This is a genomic window from Massilia suwonensis (assembly GCF_042655665.1).
GTDB lineage: Bacteria > Pseudomonadota > Gammaproteobacteria > Burkholderiales > Burkholderiaceae_D > Telluria > Telluria suwonensis.
The window spans coordinates 2,512,275-2,528,989 of sequence record NZ_JBHSMR010000013.1 but is presented as its reverse complement, the minus strand read 5'-3'; the positions used below and the strand labels follow the sequence as shown (position 1 = coordinate 2,528,989).

Sequence of the window (16,715 nt, the reverse complement as noted above, 5' to 3'; positions counted from 1 at the left end):
CATGCGGAAATGGGCTGGCACGGCGCTTGCAATATAGAGAACGTGGCACGAAGCACTACCAAAACAGACAACCCAATACCTACCCGGAGAACTCCATGAAATCGATGAAAATTGTTAAGAAGACCCAAGCCGGCTTCACCCTGATCGAACTGATGATCGTTGTCGCCATCATCGGCATCCTGGCTGCTGTCGCGATCCCCGCCTACCAGGACTACACCGCCAAGTCGAAGTTTGGCGCCGCACTGGCTGAAGTGTCGGCTGGTAAAGTGGGCTACGATTCGCGTCTGAACGACGGCGACACCGTCACCGCACCTGAACAGGCTGGCCTGAACAAGAAAGCCGACAAGACCGCCAACTGCGAATTCGACGTTGCTGCCGCTCCTGCTACCGGCCTGAGCTGCAAGATCGTCGCCGGTCCGGCAAGCGTGAAAGACCAGGTCATCACCCTGAGCCGCGACGCAACCACCGGCGCCTGGACCTGCGCTGCCACTACCGTGCCGCAAAAGCTCATCGGCGCGACCGGCATCTGCACCGGCAAGACCGCCGGCTAATAGCTGAACTTGCATCCACCAAGACCCCGCTACGGCGGGGTTTTTGTTTTGTCGGCTACGCAAAACGCTCGTGCTCGACCATGCAAAAATGTTCACCCATCTGGCATAAATTGGCAGCAGCCGACAAAACTTGTCACCCCAAAAGCTGTCCAGCGACGGCTTTTGTCACTTTTATTGTTGGGTAATTATTGAACAGGGGCGAAATCAGGCTGGCACGCGGCTTGCAATAGAGAAAGCGTGGCACCAAGCAACGCAACAGACACCCCCTCTCTACCTGACCGGAGTAACACCATGAAATCGATGAAAATTGTTAAGAAGGCCCAAGCGGGTTTCACCCTGATCGAACTGATGATCGTCGTCGCGATCATCGGCATCCTGGCTGCTGTCGCCATCCCTGCTTACCAGGACTACACCGCCAAGTCGAAGTTCGGCGCTGCCCTGGCTGAAGTGTCGGCCGGTAAAGTCGGTTTCGATGCCAAGCTGAACGACGGCGAAACCATTGCCGCGCCGGAAGACGCAGGCCTGGCCGCTGCTGACAAGCCGACCGCGAACTGCACCTTCGGCGCCAGCGCCACCACCCTGACCTGCAAGATCGTCGCCGGTCCTGCCAGCGTGAAAGAGAAGACCATCACCCTGACCCGTGACGCCACCAGCGGCGCCTGGACCTGCGGCGCAAATGTCGCCCAGAAACTGATTGGCCCGGAAGGCGTCTGCAAAGCTTCGTAATACCGGCCTTGCCTGACTCAAGAACCCCGCTTCGGCGGGGTTTTTGTTTTTGGCTGCGTCTCCTCAATCGTGCTCTGGCGCTCACGGTTATCGTTGCGGACTCTTCAACCACCGGAGAATTACCGTGACACGCACGAACCTTGTGAGGAAGAAAGAAGCAGGCTTTACCCTGGTCGAACTGATGATCGTCGTCGCCATCATCGGAATCCTGGTGACGATCGCGATTCCCGCCTACCAGGACTACATGGCGAAATCGAAGTTCGGCGTGGCCCTGGCCGAAGTCGCCGCCGGCAAGGTCGGTGTCGATACCCGCCTCAACGATGGCGAGACCGTCGCAGGGCCGCAAGACATCGGCCTGGCCGCCGCCGACAAGCCCACCGCCAACTGCAAGTTCGGCGCGGCCGCCAACACCGAGGCCGCCAGCCTGACTTGCCAGATCGTGGCCGGTCCCGCCAGCGTCAAGGACCAGACCATCACCCTCACGCGCGACAAGGATAGCGGCGTCTGGAGCTGCAGCGCGCCGACCGTTCCGCAAAAGCAGATCGGCCCCGAAGCGGTCTGCAAGGGCAAGGCCGGCTGATCCACCAATAAAAAACCCCGCCGCAGCGGGGTCTTGCATTGCAGGCGACGCGCCTCAGACGATCTTCTGCCGGTCGGCCAGCAGCGCCTCATAGGTCATGTTCTGCAGCAGGGTGTAGTGCCCCGGATCGAGGTCGATGAATTGCAGGCCGTAAGTGTACAGGTCGCTGTCGTCGGCCGCCTTGGCGACGTTGACGTTGCGGATCGCCGCGCGCGTCGACACCCGCACTTCCTGGTCGTCCGGCGGCGCCTTCAGCGAGAACTGCAGCGTGATCTGCTCTTCGTCAGCCGGCAGGCGGTTCGGAGACACCACCAGGGCGCCGCTCACCGACAAATTCAGGATCGTGCAGGCCAGCGGTTTGTTGTGGGTGCCGCTGCCGTGGATCTGCGCGGGCAGGTCGACCTTGACCCGCATTGCCGTGCGCAGGCTGGTGCCCTGCACCGAGGTCGGAAAGGAAACGTGGACATAGTACAGGGGCCGCGCGAACACGCGCTCGACGGTGCAGGCGAAGGAACAGACCTTGATGCCCGAGAACACGCGGATCGTCAGGCGCTCGCCCTCGGCCAGTGCGATCGGCGCGCCGCTTTCCATCGGGATCTTGAGGATGATGTACTCATCCTTGACGTAGCCGATCAGGCTCGAGAAGTGCTGGACCGGCTTGACGCGGCGATGGGTGATGAGCTGCAGGCGCGTGCCGACCTGGAGATTCATGGTCTCGAAGTCGACATCCTGGGGTTTGAGCTCGTTCGCCTGTCCGACGTGCATGCAGTAGGTACTTGAAGTAAAAGCCTTTGGTCTGGCAAGGGCAGAATCATACCATTCCATTAGATAACCAAAAGCAATTAATTTGACGTTTGTCGTAAAAAAACCCGCCATGCGGCGGGTCGATTTCGGGTCAAATTGCCAAAATCATTGCTTCAGGTGCTGGTCGAGCCAGCCGATCACCGTGTGGTGCCAGAGCAGCGAATTGGCCGGCTTCAGCACCCAGTGGTTTTCGTCCGGGAACACGAGCAGCTTGCTTTCGATGCCCTTGCGCTGCAGGGCCGTGAAGGTGGACAGGCCCTGGGCGGTCGGGATGCGGAAGTCGAGGTCGCCCTGGATCACGAGCATCGGCGTCTTCCACTTGTTCACGTGGTGGACCGGATTGAAGCGCTCGTGCTGCTCGGGCACGGCGAAATAGGCGCCGCCGTTTTCCCAGTCGGTGAACCATTGCTCTTCGGTCGAATAAGCCATGCCGCGCGTGTCGAACACGCCGTCGTGGTTGACGATGCACTTGAAGCCGTCGGACCAGTTACCCTCGATCCAGTTCATCATGTAACCGCCATAGGAGGCGCCCAGTGCGCAGCTACGGCCGCGGTCCAGCCAGGTAAATTTCTTCACGGCCGCATCCAGGCCCCTTTGCAGGTCGACCAGCGGCGCGCCGCCCCAATCCCCGCTGATCGCGTCGGTGAACTTCTGGCCATAGCCGGTCGAACCATGAAAGTCGATGAAGACGGCCGCATAACCGGCGCCGGCATACACCTGCGGATTCCAGCGATAGCTCCAGGCGTTGCCGAAGCTGCCCTGCGGGCCGCCATGCACCAGGAAGGCGATCGGGTATTTCACGCCGGGCTGGGCGTTCCACGGCTTCATCACGTAGCCGTGGACGGTGTCGCCATTTGCGCCGGCAAACGAAAACTGCTCGTATTCGCCGAAGCGCACGTCCGCCAGCTTGTCGGCGTTGTTGTTGGTCAGCTGTTTCGGCGTGGCGCCGCGCAATGTGGACGCATACAGCTGGGCCGGCGAGGACAGCGTCGCCTGGGTATAGGCGATGGTGTCGCGGCGCATGTCGAAGCCGCCGATCGAGCCCTTGCCCGTCAGCGGGGCCACCTTGCCGCTGGCGACGTCGATCGCGAACAGGCGGTGCTGGCCGACATCTTCGGCATCGACCACCAGCGTCTTGCCGTCCGCACTCCACTGCAGGGCGCCGGCGGAGCGGTCCCAGCTGTCGGCGAGCTTGCGTTTCTTGCCGCTGGCGACATCCATCAGCATGATCTGGAAACGGTCGGCTTCGAAGCCGGGACGCGCCATCGCCAGGTAGGCGAGGGTGCGGCCGTCGGGCGAGAACACGCCCTTGGTGTCCCAGGCGGGATTGTCGCTCGTCAGGTTGCGTGGCGCGGCATTGCCTGCGGCCGGCACGCTGTACAGGTCGAAGTTGGTCGACCAGGCCTCCGTTTTGCCGGCAATGCGCGCCGAGAACACGACCGTCTTGCCGTCCGGGCTGAAGCGGTATTCCTCGCGGTCGCCGAAGGGTTTCGAGGGCACGTCGCCGTCGAGCGAGCCCGACAGGCTGACCGGGGCGGCGCTCACGCGGCCGTTGGCGTCCAGCGGCGCCGAGAACAGCACGGCATTGCGGCCGTCGGCCCAGGTGTCCCAGTGGCGCACGAACAGACGGTCGTACACGCGGCCGCTCGCCTTATTCTTCGCCTGCGCGTCCATGCGGTCCCTGGTGCAGGCCAGGTCCGCGCAATCGCGGAACACGGCCAGGCTGAAGGCGATGCGCTCGCCCGTCGGAGAAACGCGGAAATTGTCGACGTCGAGCGGCAGGTTCGTCACTTGCACCGGTTCGCCGCCGTTGGCGCCCTGGCGCCAGACCTGGGAACTGCCCGAGCGGGTGGACAGGAAATACACGGCGTCACCCGAGGGCGACCATTCCGGATCAAGGCTGCTGCTGTCGTGATCGACCAGCGCTTTCGGCGCGCTGCCGGCGCGCAGGTCGGCGATCCACAGGCTCGTGTGGCCGCGGTTCTTGCCGAGATCGGTGCGGCGCACGGTGTAGACGACGCGGCCGGCGTCGGGCGATACCGCCGGGCTGCCGACCCGTTCCAGGTTGACCAGGTCTTCCACGGTGAAGCCGCGCGGGGCCGCAGTGGCGGTGGCGCTGGAGGCGGCCACGGCCGCCGCCAGTACGAGCAAGCGTAAATTCATTGCATCCTCTTCGAACGTCGATCGGTCCTGCGCGGCAAAGCCGGCGCAAAGCCAGCAATGTACCATGCACGGCAGGTGCTGCATTGCAGCAAATCCGTATGGCTGATCTGCTTAAAATTGAGGCGAACGCGAAAGCTGTGGTAAGGTGTCATGTTTCCGTACGTACAGATAAATATCTGACGGTTATCTTAACGCGTGTGCAGCGCTGCTGTGGCGAGGGTCGCGGCAGGGCTGTACCGAGCCGGCGCGATGCCGGATCGGAGTCGAGTATGTTATTGAATCGTAGAATTGCCGGGTTCGATGGAATCCGCGCCCTGGCCGTCATCGCCGTCGTCGTGCACCACCTGGGCATCTGGGGCCCCGCCGAGGAAGCCGGCGCCATTGCGCAGCGCGTGTTCCCGCTGTTGTCGGGTACGACCGCCGTGCAAGCCTTTTTCATCCTGTCCGGTTTCCTGATCACGATCCTCCTGATCAAGGAAAAGCGCACGACGGGCAGGATTTCGATCGGCGCCTTCATGGTGCGGCGTTCGCTGCGGATCTTTCCCTTGTACCTGCTGTTCTGCATCCTGGCCACGCTGGCGCTGGTTTTCCTGAACGGGCAGATGCCGACACGCGCGCTGAGCTACGCCTTCCTGTATTCCTATAATTTCGTGCCGCAGACCGATTACCTGCCGCTGCTCGGGCATACCTGGTCGCTCGCCGTCGAAGAGCACTTCTACCTGGTCTGGCCGCTCGTCTTTGCGTTCGGTTTCGTGAACCGGCGCCGCGGCCTGCTGCTCGGCCTGTGCGCCTTCGTGATCGGCTCGCTGCTGCTGCATGCGGTGCTGGTCCGCCAGCCCTTCGCGGACGGCTACGCGATTTCACGCTGGTCCTTCCTGGCCGGCTACAACATCGCGCTGGGCTGCATCGGCGCCTTGCTCGTCACCAATTCCGTGGGCAAGGGCGAGAGCGCACGCATGTTCGCCGGCCCCGGCGCCTTCCTGCTGGGCCTGCTGCTATACGCGAATACGCTGTATATCGATTCGGGGTCCTGGTTCATCCAGAATGTGGCGTGCGGCTATATCCGCGCCGCCGGCATCCTGCTGATGATCCTCTGGATTTACCTGAACCAGGCCAGCATGCTGGTGCGCATGCTCGAGATCCGTCCGCTGCGCTACCTGGGCACCATCTCGTACGGCATCTACATGTGGCAAGGATTTTTCCTGACCACGGGGCCGAGGCGGGTGGCGGGAGAAATGTGGCCGCCGAGCCCGGCGACCGGCGTGGCGCTGCTGGTCATCGTCGCCCCGCTGTCCTACCGCTACTTCGAGCAGCCCTTCCTGGACTGGAAGAAGCGCTACACGCGGGCTGCGAACCGGCGCGCGGGGCAGGTGGCGGACGAGGACCTGGTGCCCGTCAGCGCGCAGGACGGGCGCGCCTGAGGGAGGCGCGCTTTACCGCATCACAGTCCAATGCGCGGCTACCGGCATCAGCCGCGTGCCTGCCCGTCGAGCCGCTTCTTCAGTTGCAGGCTGATGCGTGCATTGTCCCTGACGCTGCCGGCCCAGCGCCACAGGAAACAAGCCAGTCCAAGGCTCAGCAAACCCGCGGCGCTCTGGGAGCGGCCTTCCCAGACGCTGACACCGGAACGCAGCAGCGTCACCCCTTTCGACAGTTCGCTGCCGGCTACCACGGCCATGACCAGGACCAGGACCAGCAAATACAAGAACACAACGGCCAGGTAATGCTGGATTTTCATTGCTGGTTCTTTCCAGATTCTTGAGTTGCTGTACTTGTACTGTTTTATACCGTCGCGTCCAATCTCCGCTCTTGTCAGATTCCCACCTGCACCCGGCAATGTGCTTCGATCCGCAGCTTGTCGGGATTTTTGACACTGTGACTGGCGGCGGCTTCCGGTATGCCCGTAAGCTGCTGTAATTACAGGAAAACCCGTTTCGGGTACGCTCTATGCATGCATTTGATAGTGACCTTCAACAGGTCATTGCTGAGCTGTTGGCTGGCCTTTCCAGTTTTTACAACCTTGCAGATCAGGAATGCCATGAATATCTCCCATTCTTTGCGCAAGCTTCTTGCAGTTTGCGCTATCTCTGCTGCTGCGGAAGCCAATGCCGTACCTGTCCTTCTCGTCAATGAGGAGGGCATCTTGACGGGGGCCAATGGTGTTGATATCGCGGGCACACTGTACGACATCAGCTTTTCCGAAGGCTCCTGTAATAGCTTGTTTGGAGGAAGATGTGACCAGCGACTATTTGCATTCGCAAATGCGGCGGAGGCATTGGCAGCTGGCGAAGCCTTGCTGGAACAGGTATTCGTCGATGGTCCGGCAGGCCAGTTCGACAGCCGGCCGGACACCATATTCGGCTGCACGAATCTGCAAAACTGTCATTCCTTCATCCCTCATCAATTCATCGAAACAGTTGATATGGACGGTCTTATTGCGATTCAGGATGTCGTGAACAATGCCGACGGTAGTGACGTCATTAATGAAATGGTCTTCGCGGAAGAGACGTTGGCAAGCGATTTCGATAATTACAACTACGTTCTATTTACACGCGTATCGGATGGCCAGGAGATACCCGAACCGGGTTCCGTCGCCCTGATGGGACTTGCACTGGCAGCACTCGGTTGGTCGCGTCGCCGCAAGACCAAGGCATGACGCTCAATGCAGCGATCAACTCACATGGCCGGGGCAGCCGTCCAGTCGCCGGACTTGCCGCCGTGCTTTTCCAGCACCCGCACATTCGTCATGACCATCCCGCGGTCGACCGCCTTGCACATGTCGTAGATCGTCAGCAGGCCGATCTGCACGCTGGTCAGCGCTTCCATCTCGACCCCGGTCTTGCCGCGCAGTTCCACCTGTGCGCGGCAGTGGACGCTGCTGGCGGCCTCGTCGATCTCGAAATCGACGGCGACGCGGGTCAGCGCCAGCGGGTGGCACAGGGGGATCAGGTCGCTGGTGCGCTTGGCGGCCATGATGGCGGCGATGCGGGCGATGCCGAGCACGTCGCCCTTTTTCGCGTTGCCGGACCGGATCAGGGCCAGCGTTGCCGGCTGCATGCGGATGGTGCCGGCGGCGACGGCGACGCGGTGGGTTTCGTCCTTGGCGCCGACGTCGACCATGTGGGCCTGGCCGGCGTGATCGAAATGGGTGAGGTTGCCGGGGCCGGGCGTCGGATCGGATGGAGTCATGGTGGGCTCGGTATGCTTGGGTAAGAAAGTGTTTCGGGCTGCGGCAAAGCGCCTGCGGATGGGGTTATCATAGCATCGTGAACTCGACCTCTCATCCTGCTGCCGCCCGTTGGCGCCGTTCGCTGGCCGTGCTGTTCACGGCCGCCGCGACCGGATTCGCGCCAGCCCTGGCGCCTGCCCAATCGTTCAACAATGCGCCCGCCACGCGCCTGCCGACCCTGGGCGACACCGCGCGCGAAGACCTGTCGCCGATCGTCGAGCGCAAACTCGGCGAGGCGATCATGCGCGAGGTGCGGCGCGACCGCGACTACCTCGACGACGATGCGATCTCCGAATACCTGAACAATTTCGGCGGCGCCCTGGTCGATGCGATGCCGGGCACGCGCGGCGAAACGAATGCCGACTTTACCTTCTTCCCCGTGCGCGACGGGGCGATCAATGCGTTCGCGCTGCCGGGCGGCTTCATCGGCGTCCACTCGGGCCTGCTGCTGGCCGCCCAGACCGAATCGGAACTGGCCTCGGTGATCTCGCACGAGATCGGCCACGTCTCGCAGCGCCACATCGCGCGCATGCTGGGCCAGCAGCGCCAGGATGCGCTGCTGCCGATCGCCGCGCTGATCCTGGCGGCGCTGGCGGCCAAGGCCAGTCCGGACGCCGCCATGGGCGTGGTGATGGGCGGGCAGGGCCTGGCCGTGTCGCGCCAGCTCAGCTTCAGCCGCGATGCCGAACGCGAAGCCGACCGCGTCGGTTTCCAGATCATGGGTGCGGGCGGCTACGATACCTCGGGCATGGTGGCTTTCTTCAGGCGCCTGCAGGGGGCAACGAAAGTATATGGAGAAATTCCTGCCTTCCTCAGCAGCCACCCGCTGACGAGCGAGCGCATCGTCGACATCCAGGCGCGCATCCGCGAAACGCCTTACCGGCAGCGTCCCGACTCGATCGAATTCCACATCGCCAAGGCGCGCGCGCGGGTGCTGCAGGACCAGAGCACGACCGGACGGCGCGATACGCGCACGACCCTGCAATCCCAGCTGGACCAGCAGCACCGCCAGCAGCAGGCGGCCGCGCAGTACGGCCTGTCTTACCTGGCCCTGAAGGAAGGCGACCTGACCGGTGCACGTAGCTGGTACGACAAGGCACGCGCGACCCTGAAACCGAAGGAGGGCGCGTTCTCGGCGGCGCCGCAAAGCGACGGCGGCGCCATGTTCGCCGTGCTCGACCTGGAGATCAAGCTGGCGGCGGGCCAGCCGGCCGAAGTGGCCCGGCAGGCCGTGAAGGATGCCGAACAGGCGACCTATCGTTACCCCCTGTCGCGCGCGCTGGCGCGCCAGTACGCCGACGCGATGATCAATGCCGGCAAGCTCGACGACGCCACGCGCTACCTGCGCGAACAGGTGCGCCAGTACCGCGAGGATCCGAAGCTGTACGACCTGATGGCGAAAGCGTATTCGAAGCAGGGCAAGATCGCGCTGCAGCACATGGCGCTGGCCGAATCCTATGTGCTGGCCGGAGCGCTGCCGGCGGCGGTGGACCAGCTGAATTTTGCGCGCAAGGCGAGCGACGTCTCGTTCTACGAGCAGTCCGTGATCGATGCCCGCGAGCGCGAGATCAAGGCGCGGCAGAAGGAAGAGAAGGAAGAAGAGAAGGAGCGGTAGGGTGGGCATGCCCACCCTACGTCAGGCGCCCGGCGCGGGCACGAAGCCGAAGCGTTGCGGCATACCGTCGCCGGGAATGCGTTCGACCGGCACCGCCTGCCCACGCCAGCGCAGGGTCAGCGCGCCATCTCCGCCTTCGAGCCAGCGCATCAATGCCTCGTCGCCGGCAGGCTGGCCATCGAGTTCCAACATTTCAAACAGTTGCGCCACATCGCGGTCGTCGAGCTGGGCGATGACCTCGCCCGCCTGCACGACCGCCACGCCCGCCTCTGTGAGATACAAGCGTTCGATGTCCGAGAGCGCGGCGCCCGTGTGCAGCACCAGCCCCTGGGCCGGGTCGGTGCGCGCGATATACGGGGTCGCTTCCAGGTTCACGTAGACGCGCTGCGGACCGTTCTGGAAATACCAGCGTCCCGCGTCGTCGTGCGCGTAGTTGCGGTTGATGAAGCCGAGCAGCGTGGGGTTGTTCAGCTTGTCGCCGGCGGCGTTCGCCTGCTGGGCCGCCTCGTCGCGCATGCGCCAGCCGCCGCGTGCATCGAGCGCCAGCCAGCCGTAGCAGTGCGGCACGTTCGGCCACTTGGCCATTGCCTGTTTTACGATGTCATCCATGGGTGCCAGCTTCGCACAGTTCGGCCTTCGTTGGCGCGCAGATAGGCTGATCGAAGAAGGAAAGAATCCGCTGCGGCAGCCAGTCGATGCGGCCCGGGAAGGGACCGGCGGGAAAGCCGACGTGGCCGCCTTCTTCCGGATATTCGAGCGTCACGGCAGATGAAGCGCTGCCTGGTAAATATTGGCCCGGCAGGAAAGGATCGTTGCGCGCGTTCAGCACCAGGGTCGGCACCGTGATGTCGTGCAGCACGTGGCGCGCGCTGGCGCGGTGCCAGTAGTCGTCGGTGTCGCGGTAGCCGTGCAGCGGGGCGGTGACGACGTTGTCGAAGGCATACAGGTCGCGTGCGGCCAGCAGGGCATCGCGGTCGAACAGGCCGGGGAATTGCTCCAGCTTGGCCAGGCATTTCGGTTTCAGGGTCTGCAGGAACATGCGGGTGTACAGCATGTTGAAGCCGGAAGAGAGCGCTTCGCCGCCGCGCGCCAGGTCGAGCGGGGCGGAAATCGCCGCCGCGGCCGTGACGAAATCCGCGCGGCTGCCGGATTCGCCGAGCCAGCGCAACAAGGCGTTGCCGCCGAGGGAGACGCCGGCCGCATACAGCGGGCCGGGAGCGCGTGCGCGCAGGCGCGCCATGATCCAGTCGATTTCCAGCGCGTCGCCGGAGTGGTAGAAGCGCGCCGTGCGGTTCGGTTCGCCCGAGCAGCCGCGGAAATGCGGCACCGCGCCCGACCAGCCGCGCGCTTTCAAGGCCGCCATCAGGCCGCGCGCGTAATGGCTGTGCGAGGAGCCTTCCAGTCCGTGGAACAGCACGACCAAGGGTTTACCGGGTTCGCCGTCGACGAAATCGACGTCGACGAAATCCTCGCCCAGCTCGGGGTGGTGCACTTCCCAGCGCTCGCGCCGGTACTGCACCGCCGGCTTGGCGATGAGGGTCGCGGGATAGATGGTTTGCAGGTGGCCGCCGGGCAGCCACTTCGGGGCGCGATAGCTCATGCGCCTCTTGTCAGATCAGTGGTGCTTGAACGCCACGCCCGGGGCCAGGCGGTAGCGGGTGCCGCAGTAGGGGCATTTGGCTTCGCCGTCATGGTCGAAGTCGAGGAAGACGCGCGGGTGCGACGACCACAGCGGCATCGCCGGGTTCGGGCAGTGGGCCGGCAGATCCTTGGCCTCGAGTTCCACCACAGGCATCGTCTTGTCAGTCATTACAATTCTCCGGTACACAAAGTTGGGCAAAGACAGGATTTTAACGGATAAGAGCGGCGGTTCGGAATGATCGGTAGAATGGCAGATTGATCATGCCAAGATGATCAGGCGTCGTTCGACCAATCACACATCCGTTTCATGCCTCTCCGTCCTCGTTACATCGACACATCCCCATTCTCGTCTGTTGCAGGAAGGCGACATGAACGCGCCTGAACCTGTGCAGCAATCCGTCGTCGAGCGCCACGATCCCGCGCTCTGGCAGGAAGGCCTGAAAACCGGCCTGCCGACCCTGTTCGGCATTGCCGCCTGGGGCATGGTGGTCGGCATTGCGATGGTGAAAACCGGGCTGACCGCCCTGCAGGCCACCGGCATGACCCTGCTCGTGTACGCCGGTTCCGCCCAGCTGGCGGCGCTGCCCCTGATCATGGCGCATGCGCCGATCTGGGTCGTGTTCGCGACCGGCCTGGTGGTCAACCTGCGCTTCGTGATCTTTTCCGCCCTGCTCGGACCGCATTTCTCGCATCTGCCCTGGAAGCAGCGCCTGTTCTACGGCTATATCTCGGGCGACTTGACGATCGCCCTGTTCCTGCAGCGTTTCCCGACCGCGGCGCCGATTCCCGGCAAGCTGTCCTATCTGCAGGGATTGATGTTCCCGAACTGGCTGTCCTGGCAGGCGGGCTCGCTGATCGGCATCTTCCTCGGCAGCGCGGTGCCGGCTGCCTGGGGCCTCGGCTTTGCCGGCACGCTGGCCATTCTCTGCATCACGGTGCCGCTGATCGTCAACAGCGCGGCGCTGTGCGGCGTCGTGGTCGCGGGGGCGGTGTCGGTGGCGGCCTATGGCTTGCCTTATAAACTCGGCCTGCTGGCGGCGGTCGTGGCCGGCATGTTGGCTGCGCTGGCCGCCGAGGGCCTCCTTGAAAAACGAAAGGGCCGCCATGGCTGATTGGGAAATCTGGGCGATCATCGCCGTGCTGTCCTTGTCGACGGCGCTCACGCGCAGCGGCTTCTGGCTGATCGGGCACCGGGTCTCGATCCCGCCGCGGGTGCAGGGCATGCTGCGCTATGCGCCGGCCTGCGCGCTGGCAGCCATCATCGGCCCCGACCTGCTGGTCGACGCCGGCGGCAGCGTCCATCTGGAACTGGCGAATTCGAAACTGTTGGCCGGTATCGCCGCGCTCGGCTTCTACCTCTGGCGCCGCAACATGCTGCAGACCATCGTATTCGGCATGCTTGCCTTCACACTGTTGCGGCTATTACACGTTTTCGGTGGGTCCGCCTAAGGTAGAATATCGTTTTTTCACTATTTCACTGTTGAGCCGACATGGACGCCGTTCTGAGTTTCACCCGCTTGCAAGACCTGATCGATCGCGACGCGCTGAACAACAAGCGCGTCTTCATCCGTGCCGACCTGAACGTGCCGCAGGATGACAATGGCAACATCACCGAAGACACGCGCGTGCGCGCGTCGGTCCCCGCCATCCAGGCTGCCCTGAAAGCCGGCGCCGCCGTCATGGTGACCTCGCACCTGGGCCGTCCGACCGAGGGCGAATTCAAGCCGGAAGACACGCTGGCGCCAGTCGCCAAGCGTCTGTCCGAACTGCTTGGCCAGCCGGTCGAACTGAAGCAGAACTGGGTCGACGGCGTCGACGTCGCGCCGGGCCAGGTCGTGCTGCTGGAAAACTGCCGCGTCAACAAGGGCGAAAAGAAAAATTCGGACGAGCTGGCCCAGAAGATGGCCAAGCTATGCGACGTGTATGTGAACGACGCCTTCGGCACCGCCCACCGCGCCGAAGCGACCACCCACGGCATCGCAAAATTTGCGCCAGTCGTCGCGGCAGGTCCGCTGCTGGCCGCCGAACTCGACGCCCTCGGTAAAGCCCTGGGCCAGCCGGCGCGTCCGCTGCTGGCGATCGTCGCCGGCTCGAAGGTGTCGAGCAAGCTCTCGATCCTGCAGAGCCTGGCGGGCAAGGTCGACAACCTGGTCGTCGGCGGCGGCATCGCGAATACCTTCATGAAGGCCGTCGGCCTGAACATCGGCAAGTCGCTCGTGGAAAACGACCTGGTCGCTGAAGCCAAGTCGATTATCGACATGATGAGCGCGCGCGGCGCCTCGGTGCCGATCCCGGTCGACGTCGTCTGCGCAAAAGAGTTCTCGCCGACGGCTGCCGCGACGGTAAAAGATGTGGCTGACGTGGCGGATGACGACATGATCCTCGACATCGGCCCGAAGACGGCAGCCATGCTGGCCGAGCAAGTCACGAAAGCCGGCACCATCGTCTGGAACGGCCCGGTCGGCGTGTTCGAATTCGACCAGTTTGCCGAAGGCACGAAGACGCTGGCGCTGGCGATTGCCGCCTCGCAGGGCTTCTCGATCGCCGGCGGCGGCGATACCCTGGCGGCGATTGCCAAGTACAACATCGGCGACCAGATCGGCTACATTTCCACGGGCGGCGGCGCCTTCCTCGAGTTCCTGGAGGGGAAGACCCTGCCGGCAGTCGAGATCCTGCTGCAGCGTAACGCCAAGTAATGAGTGCCAGCGCAGCCCCGGGGCTGCGCTTCTCTTTTCAGAAACAAGGAAAGCCACCACATGCGTCCTCTGTACAACGCCACCAAGATCGTCGCCACCATCGGCCCGGCCTCGACCGACTTCGACATCCTCGTCAAGATGATCCGCGCCGGCGTGGACGTCGTGCGCCTGAACTTCTCGCACGGTAAAGCCCAGGACCACATCGACCGCGCCGCGCTGGTACGGCGCGCCGCCGCCGAATGCGGCACCGAAGTGGCGATCATGGCCGACATGCAGGGTCCGAAGATCCGCGTCGGCAAATTCGAAGAGGGCAAGATCTTCCTGAACAATGGCGACAAGTTCATCCTCGACGCCAGGTGGGGAGAAAATGGCGAACTGGGCAACCAGGAACGCGTGGGCCTCGACTACAAGGCGCTGCCGCGCGACGTGCGTGCGGGCGACAAGCTGTTGCTGAACGACGGCCTGATCGTGCTGGTCGTCGACAAGGTCGCCGGCCACGAAATCTGCACCACGGTCAAAGTGGGCGGCGAGCTGTCGAACAACAAGGGCATCAACCGCCAGGGCGGCGGCCTGACCGCGCCGGCGCTGACGGCGAAGGACATGGAAGACATCAAGACCGCGATGAGCTTCCAGGCCGACTACCTCGCGATCTCCTTCCCGAAGAGCGCGACCGACATGGAAATGGCGCGCCAGCTGGCGAACATCGCGGGCGAGCCTTATGGCCACAAGCCGATGATGATCGCCAAGATCGAGCGCGCCGAAGCCATTCCCGTGCTGCAGGAAATCCTGGACGCGTCGGACGGCATCATGGTGGCGCGCGGCGACCTGGCGGTGGAAGTGGGCAATGCCGCCGTCCCGGCCCTGCAAAAGCGCATGATCCGCATGGCACGCGCTTCGAACAAGCTGGCCATTACCGCGACCCAGATGATGGAGTCGATGATCGTGAACGCCGTGCCGACCCGCGCCGAAGTCTCGGACGTGGCGAATGCCGTGCTGGACGGCACCGACGCCGTGATGACCTCGGCCGAAACGGCCTCGGGCAAGTACCCGATCGAAACCGTCGAGATGATGGCCGCGATCTGCCTGGAAGCGGAGCAATCCGAATACAACAAGCTCGACGCCGACTTCCTGAACGTGGAATTCACCCGCATCGACCAGTCGATCGCCTACGGCACCCTGTTCACGGCGCATCACCTGGCCGTCAAGGCCATCGTGGCGCTGACCGAATCGGGCTCGACGGCGCTGTGGATGAGCCGCCATAACATCGACACCCCGATTTTCGCCCTGACCCCGTCACAAACGACGCAGCGCAAGGCCTCCCTGTATCGCAACGTGCGAGCATTCCACCTGCTGCAGGAAGGCGGCAGCCACGCCGTGCTGCGCAAGGCGGAAGAGCTCCTGATCAGCGAAGGCATGGTGCGTCCGGGCGACACTATCGTCGTGACCTGGGGCTCGCCGATGGGAGAAGCGGGCGGTACCAATGCACTGAAAATCGTGCGTGTCGGCGAGACTTATAAAGATTAAAAACGGCTTCGCGTTGTCGAAGTCCTGAGACAAGAATTTTTTTAAATTGGAGTACTACCATGGCACTCGTATCTCTGCGTCAACTGCTGGACCATGCTGCTGAAAACGGCTACGGCCTGCCGGCGTTCAACGTCAACAACCTGGAACAGGTGCAAGCCATCATGGCCGCGGCCGACGCCACCAATAGCCCGGTCATCATGCAAGCCTCGGCTGGCGCGCGCAAATACGCCGGCGAAGCCTTCCTGCGCCACCTGATCGACGCCGCCGTCGAAGCCTACCCGCACATCCCGGTCGTCATGCACCAGGACCACGGCCAGTCGCCGGCAGTCTGCATGGCCGCGATCCGCTCGGGTTTTAGTTCCGTGATGATGGACGGCTCGCTCGAAGCCGACGGCAAGTCGGTCGCTTCCTACGAGTACAACGTCGAAGTGTCGAAGGAAGTCGTGAAGTTCGCGCACTCGATCGGCGTGACCGTCGAAGCGGAACTGGGCGTGCTCGGTTCGCTGGAAACGATGAAGGGCGACAAGGAAGACGGCCACGGCGCCGACGGCACCATGACCCGCGAACAGCTGCTGACCGACGTCGACCAGGCGGCCGACTTCGTGGCGCGCACCCAGTGCGACGCGCTGGCCATCGCCATCGGCACCTCGCACGGCGCCTACAAATTCACGCGTAAGCCAACCGGCGACATCCTGGCCATCGACCGCATCAAGGAAATCCACGCGCGCATTCCGAACACCCACCTGGTGATGCACGGTTCCTCGTCGGTGCCGCAAGAGCTGCTGGCGATCATCCGCGAATTCGGCGGCGACATGAAGGAAACCTATGGCGTGCCGGTCGAAGAGATCCAGGAAGGCATCAAGCACGGCGTTCGCAAGATCAACATCGACACCGACATCCGCCTGGCGATGACGGCCGCGATCCGCAAGTACATGTTCCAGAACCCGTCGAAGTTCGATCCGCGCGATTACCTGAAGCCGGCGCGTGAAGCGGCGATGGAAGTGTGCAAGGCGCGTTATATTTCCTTCGGCTGCGAGGGCCAGGCTTCGAAGATCAAGCCGATCCCGCTGGAAAAGATGGCCGAGCGCTACAAGGCCGGCGAGCTTGCGCAAGTCGTGAAATAATCCGTATGTGTGAACGGGCTGCTGCGGCAGCCCGTGTTTCTTTAGTGGCGAAGCTTTCTGCC

The 16,715-nt window shown here is 63.3% G+C and carries 18 protein-coding genes; 11 read left to right on the top strand and 7 right to left on the bottom strand.

Annotation, left to right across the window (positions count from 1 at the left end):
- Positions 1 to 95 precede the first annotated feature (95 nt).
- From ACFPQ5_RS19465 to ACFPQ5_RS19455, 3 genes are all read left to right on the top strand, one after another.
- The gene (locus ACFPQ5_RS19465) at positions 96 to 551 is read left to right on the top strand and encodes a pilin (protein WP_379759609.1); all 456 of its coding nucleotides are present in this window, start codon (positions 96 to 98) and stop codon (positions 549 to 551) included.
- A gap of 291 nt (positions 552 to 842) precedes the next feature.
- The gene (locus ACFPQ5_RS19460; RefSeq protein WP_379759606.1) at positions 843 to 1,277 is read left to right on the top strand and encodes a pilin; all 435 of its coding nucleotides are present in this window, start codon (positions 843 to 845) and stop codon (positions 1,275 to 1,277) included.
- 124 nt (positions 1,278 to 1,401) lie between these two features.
- The gene (locus ACFPQ5_RS19455; RefSeq protein WP_379759603.1) at positions 1,402 to 1,857 is read left to right on the top strand and encodes a pilin; all 456 of its coding nucleotides are present in this window, start codon (positions 1,402 to 1,404) and stop codon (positions 1,855 to 1,857) included.
- A 54-nt stretch (positions 1,858 to 1,911) separates the two neighbouring features.
- Here the strand turns inward: ACFPQ5_RS19455 and ACFPQ5_RS19450 are convergent, their stop codons facing one another.
- Positions 1,912 to 2,622 carry a flagellar brake protein gene (locus ACFPQ5_RS19450; RefSeq protein WP_379759600.1) on the bottom strand — a complete coding sequence of 237 codons (711 nt, stop codon included), beginning with the start codon at positions 2,620 to 2,622 and terminating at the stop codon, positions 1,912 to 1,914.
- Between the two features lie 144 nt (positions 2,623 to 2,766).
- Positions 2,767 to 4,824 carry a S9 family peptidase gene (locus ACFPQ5_RS19445; RefSeq protein WP_379759597.1) on the bottom strand — a complete coding sequence of 686 codons (2,058 nt, stop codon included), beginning with the start codon at positions 4,822 to 4,824 and terminating at the stop codon, positions 2,767 to 2,769.
- 269 nt (positions 4,825 to 5,093) lie between these two features.
- Here ACFPQ5_RS19445 and ACFPQ5_RS19440 point away from each other — a divergent pair, with 269 nt between their 5' ends.
- Complete coding sequence (locus ACFPQ5_RS19440; RefSeq protein WP_379759594.1) at positions 5,094 to 6,245, top strand: acyltransferase family protein; 1,152 nt, start codon at positions 5,094 to 5,096, stop codon at positions 6,243 to 6,245.
- 47 nt (positions 6,246 to 6,292) lie between these two features.
- On the opposite strand, the gene ACFPQ5_RS19435 is transcribed toward ACFPQ5_RS19440, so the two are convergent.
- On the bottom strand, positions 6,293 to 6,562 hold the full coding sequence (locus ACFPQ5_RS19435; RefSeq protein ID WP_379759591.1) for a hypothetical protein: 270 nt from the start codon (positions 6,560 to 6,562) through the stop codon (positions 6,293 to 6,295).
- A 300-nt stretch (positions 6,563 to 6,862) separates the two neighbouring features.
- Between ACFPQ5_RS19435 and ACFPQ5_RS19430 the strand changes: the two genes are divergently transcribed.
- Positions 6,863 to 7,480: a PEP-CTERM sorting domain-containing protein gene (locus ACFPQ5_RS19430; protein ID WP_379759588.1), complete on the top strand. Its 618-nt coding sequence runs from the start codon at positions 6,863 to 6,865 to the stop codon at positions 7,478 to 7,480.
- Positions 7,481 to 7,500: 20 nt separating this feature from the next.
- On the opposite strand, the gene moaC is transcribed toward ACFPQ5_RS19430, so the two are convergent.
- Entirely contained in the window at positions 7,501 to 8,013 is a 513-nt protein-coding gene (moaC, locus tag ACFPQ5_RS19425; protein WP_379759585.1) for a cyclic pyranopterin monophosphate synthase MoaC, read from the bottom strand.
- Positions 8,014 to 8,090: 77 nt separating this feature from the next.
- Between moaC and ACFPQ5_RS19420 the strand changes: the two genes are divergently transcribed.
- Positions 8,091 to 9,668: a M48 family metalloprotease gene (locus ACFPQ5_RS19420; protein WP_379759582.1), complete on the top strand. Its 1,578-nt coding sequence runs from the start codon at positions 8,091 to 8,093 to the stop codon at positions 9,666 to 9,668.
- A gap of 21 nt (positions 9,669 to 9,689) precedes the next feature.
- Here the strand turns inward: ACFPQ5_RS19420 and ACFPQ5_RS19415 are convergent, their stop codons facing one another.
- The 3 genes from ACFPQ5_RS19415 to ACFPQ5_RS19405 are packed head-to-tail and all read right to left on the bottom strand — an operon-like array spanning position 9,690 to position 11,478.
- Positions 9,690 to 10,277 (bottom strand): DUF2946 family protein, encoded by a 588-nt coding sequence (locus ACFPQ5_RS19415; RefSeq protein ID WP_379759579.1) that lies wholly within the window; start codon positions 10,275 to 10,277, stop codon positions 9,690 to 9,692.
- Positions 10,270 to 11,268: a YheT family hydrolase gene (locus ACFPQ5_RS19410; RefSeq protein ID WP_379759576.1), complete on the bottom strand. Its 999-nt coding sequence runs from the start codon at positions 11,266 to 11,268 to the stop codon at positions 10,270 to 10,272. Before ACFPQ5_RS19410 ends, ACFPQ5_RS19415 begins: the two co-directional genes overlap by 8 nt.
- 15 nt (positions 11,269 to 11,283) lie before the next feature.
- Positions 11,284 to 11,478, bottom strand: coding sequence for a zinc-finger domain-containing protein (locus tag ACFPQ5_RS19405; protein WP_193688200.1), 195 nt, complete (start codon positions 11,476 to 11,478; stop codon positions 11,284 to 11,286).
- A 199-nt stretch (positions 11,479 to 11,677) separates the two neighbouring features.
- Between ACFPQ5_RS19405 and ACFPQ5_RS19400 the strand changes: the two genes are divergently transcribed.
- The 5 genes from ACFPQ5_RS19400 (at position 11,678) to fba (ending at position 16,653) form a co-directional block, all read left to right on the top strand.
- Positions 11,678 to 12,421, top strand: coding sequence for an AzlC family ABC transporter permease (locus tag ACFPQ5_RS19400; protein ID WP_379759572.1), 744 nt, complete (start codon positions 11,678 to 11,680; stop codon positions 12,419 to 12,421).
- The gene (locus ACFPQ5_RS19395; protein ID WP_379759569.1) at positions 12,414 to 12,758 is read left to right on the top strand and encodes an AzlD domain-containing protein; all 345 of its coding nucleotides are present in this window, start codon (positions 12,414 to 12,416) and stop codon (positions 12,756 to 12,758) included. The genes ACFPQ5_RS19400 and ACFPQ5_RS19395 overlap by 8 nt, the downstream gene beginning before the upstream one ends.
- Positions 12,759 to 12,799: 41 nt before the next feature.
- Positions 12,800 to 14,005, top strand: a complete 1,206-nt coding sequence (locus ACFPQ5_RS19390) for a phosphoglycerate kinase (RefSeq protein WP_379759566.1) — start codon at positions 12,800 to 12,802, stop codon at positions 14,003 to 14,005.
- Between the two features lie 69 nt (positions 14,006 to 14,074).
- Positions 14,075 to 15,529: a pyruvate kinase gene (gene pyk / locus ACFPQ5_RS19385; RefSeq protein WP_379760163.1), complete on the top strand. Its 1,455-nt coding sequence runs from the start codon at positions 14,075 to 14,077 to the stop codon at positions 15,527 to 15,529.
- 59 nt (positions 15,530 to 15,588) lie between these two features.
- Positions 15,589 to 16,653: a class II fructose-bisphosphate aldolase gene (fba, locus tag ACFPQ5_RS19380; protein ID WP_379759563.1), complete on the top strand. Its 1,065-nt coding sequence runs from the start codon at positions 15,589 to 15,591 to the stop codon at positions 16,651 to 16,653.
- Positions 16,654 to 16,715: the final 62 nt, after the last annotated feature.

Coding starts and splice junctions, on each gene's coding strand:
- ACFPQ5_RS19465 (WP_379759609.1), top strand. CDS start 96: ATGAAATCGATGAAAATTGTTAAGAAGACCCAAGCCGGCTTCACCCTG.
- ACFPQ5_RS19460 (WP_379759606.1), top strand. CDS start 843: ATGAAATCGATGAAAATTGTTAAGAAGGCCCAAGCGGGTTTCACCCTG.
- ACFPQ5_RS19450 (WP_379759600.1), bottom strand. CDS start 2,622: ATGCACGTCGGACAGGCGAACGAGCTCAAACCCCAGGATGTCGACTTC.
- ACFPQ5_RS19445 (WP_379759597.1), bottom strand. CDS start 4,824: ATGAATTTACGCTTGCTCGTACTGGCGGCGGCCGTGGCCGCCTCCAGC.
- ACFPQ5_RS19440 (WP_379759594.1), top strand. CDS start 5,094: ATGTTATTGAATCGTAGAATTGCCGGGTTCGATGGAATCCGCGCCCTG.
- ACFPQ5_RS19435 (WP_379759591.1), bottom strand. CDS start 6,562: ATGAAAATCCAGCATTACCTGGCCGTTGTGTTCTTGTATTTGCTGGTC.
- ACFPQ5_RS19430 (WP_379759588.1), top strand. CDS start 6,863: ATGAATATCTCCCATTCTTTGCGCAAGCTTCTTGCAGTTTGCGCTATC.
- moaC (WP_379759585.1), bottom strand. CDS start 8,013: ATGACTCCATCCGATCCGACGCCCGGCCCCGGCAACCTCACCCATTTC.
- ACFPQ5_RS19415 (WP_379759579.1), bottom strand. CDS start 10,277: ATGGATGACATCGTAAAACAGGCAATGGCCAAGTGGCCGAACGTGCCG.
- ACFPQ5_RS19410 (WP_379759576.1), bottom strand. CDS start 11,268: ATGAGCTATCGCGCCCCGAAGTGGCTGCCCGGCGGCCACCTGCAAACC.
- ACFPQ5_RS19405 (WP_193688200.1), bottom strand. CDS start 11,478: ATGACTGACAAGACGATGCCTGTGGTGGAACTCGAGGCCAAGGATCTG.
- ACFPQ5_RS19400 (WP_379759572.1), top strand. CDS start 11,678: ATGAACGCGCCTGAACCTGTGCAGCAATCCGTCGTCGAGCGCCACGAT.
- ACFPQ5_RS19395 (WP_379759569.1), top strand. CDS start 12,414: ATGGCTGATTGGGAAATCTGGGCGATCATCGCCGTGCTGTCCTTGTCG.
- ACFPQ5_RS19390 (WP_379759566.1), top strand. CDS start 12,800: ATGGACGCCGTTCTGAGTTTCACCCGCTTGCAAGACCTGATCGATCGC.
- fba (WP_379759563.1), top strand. CDS start 15,589: ATGGCACTCGTATCTCTGCGTCAACTGCTGGACCATGCTGCTGAAAAC.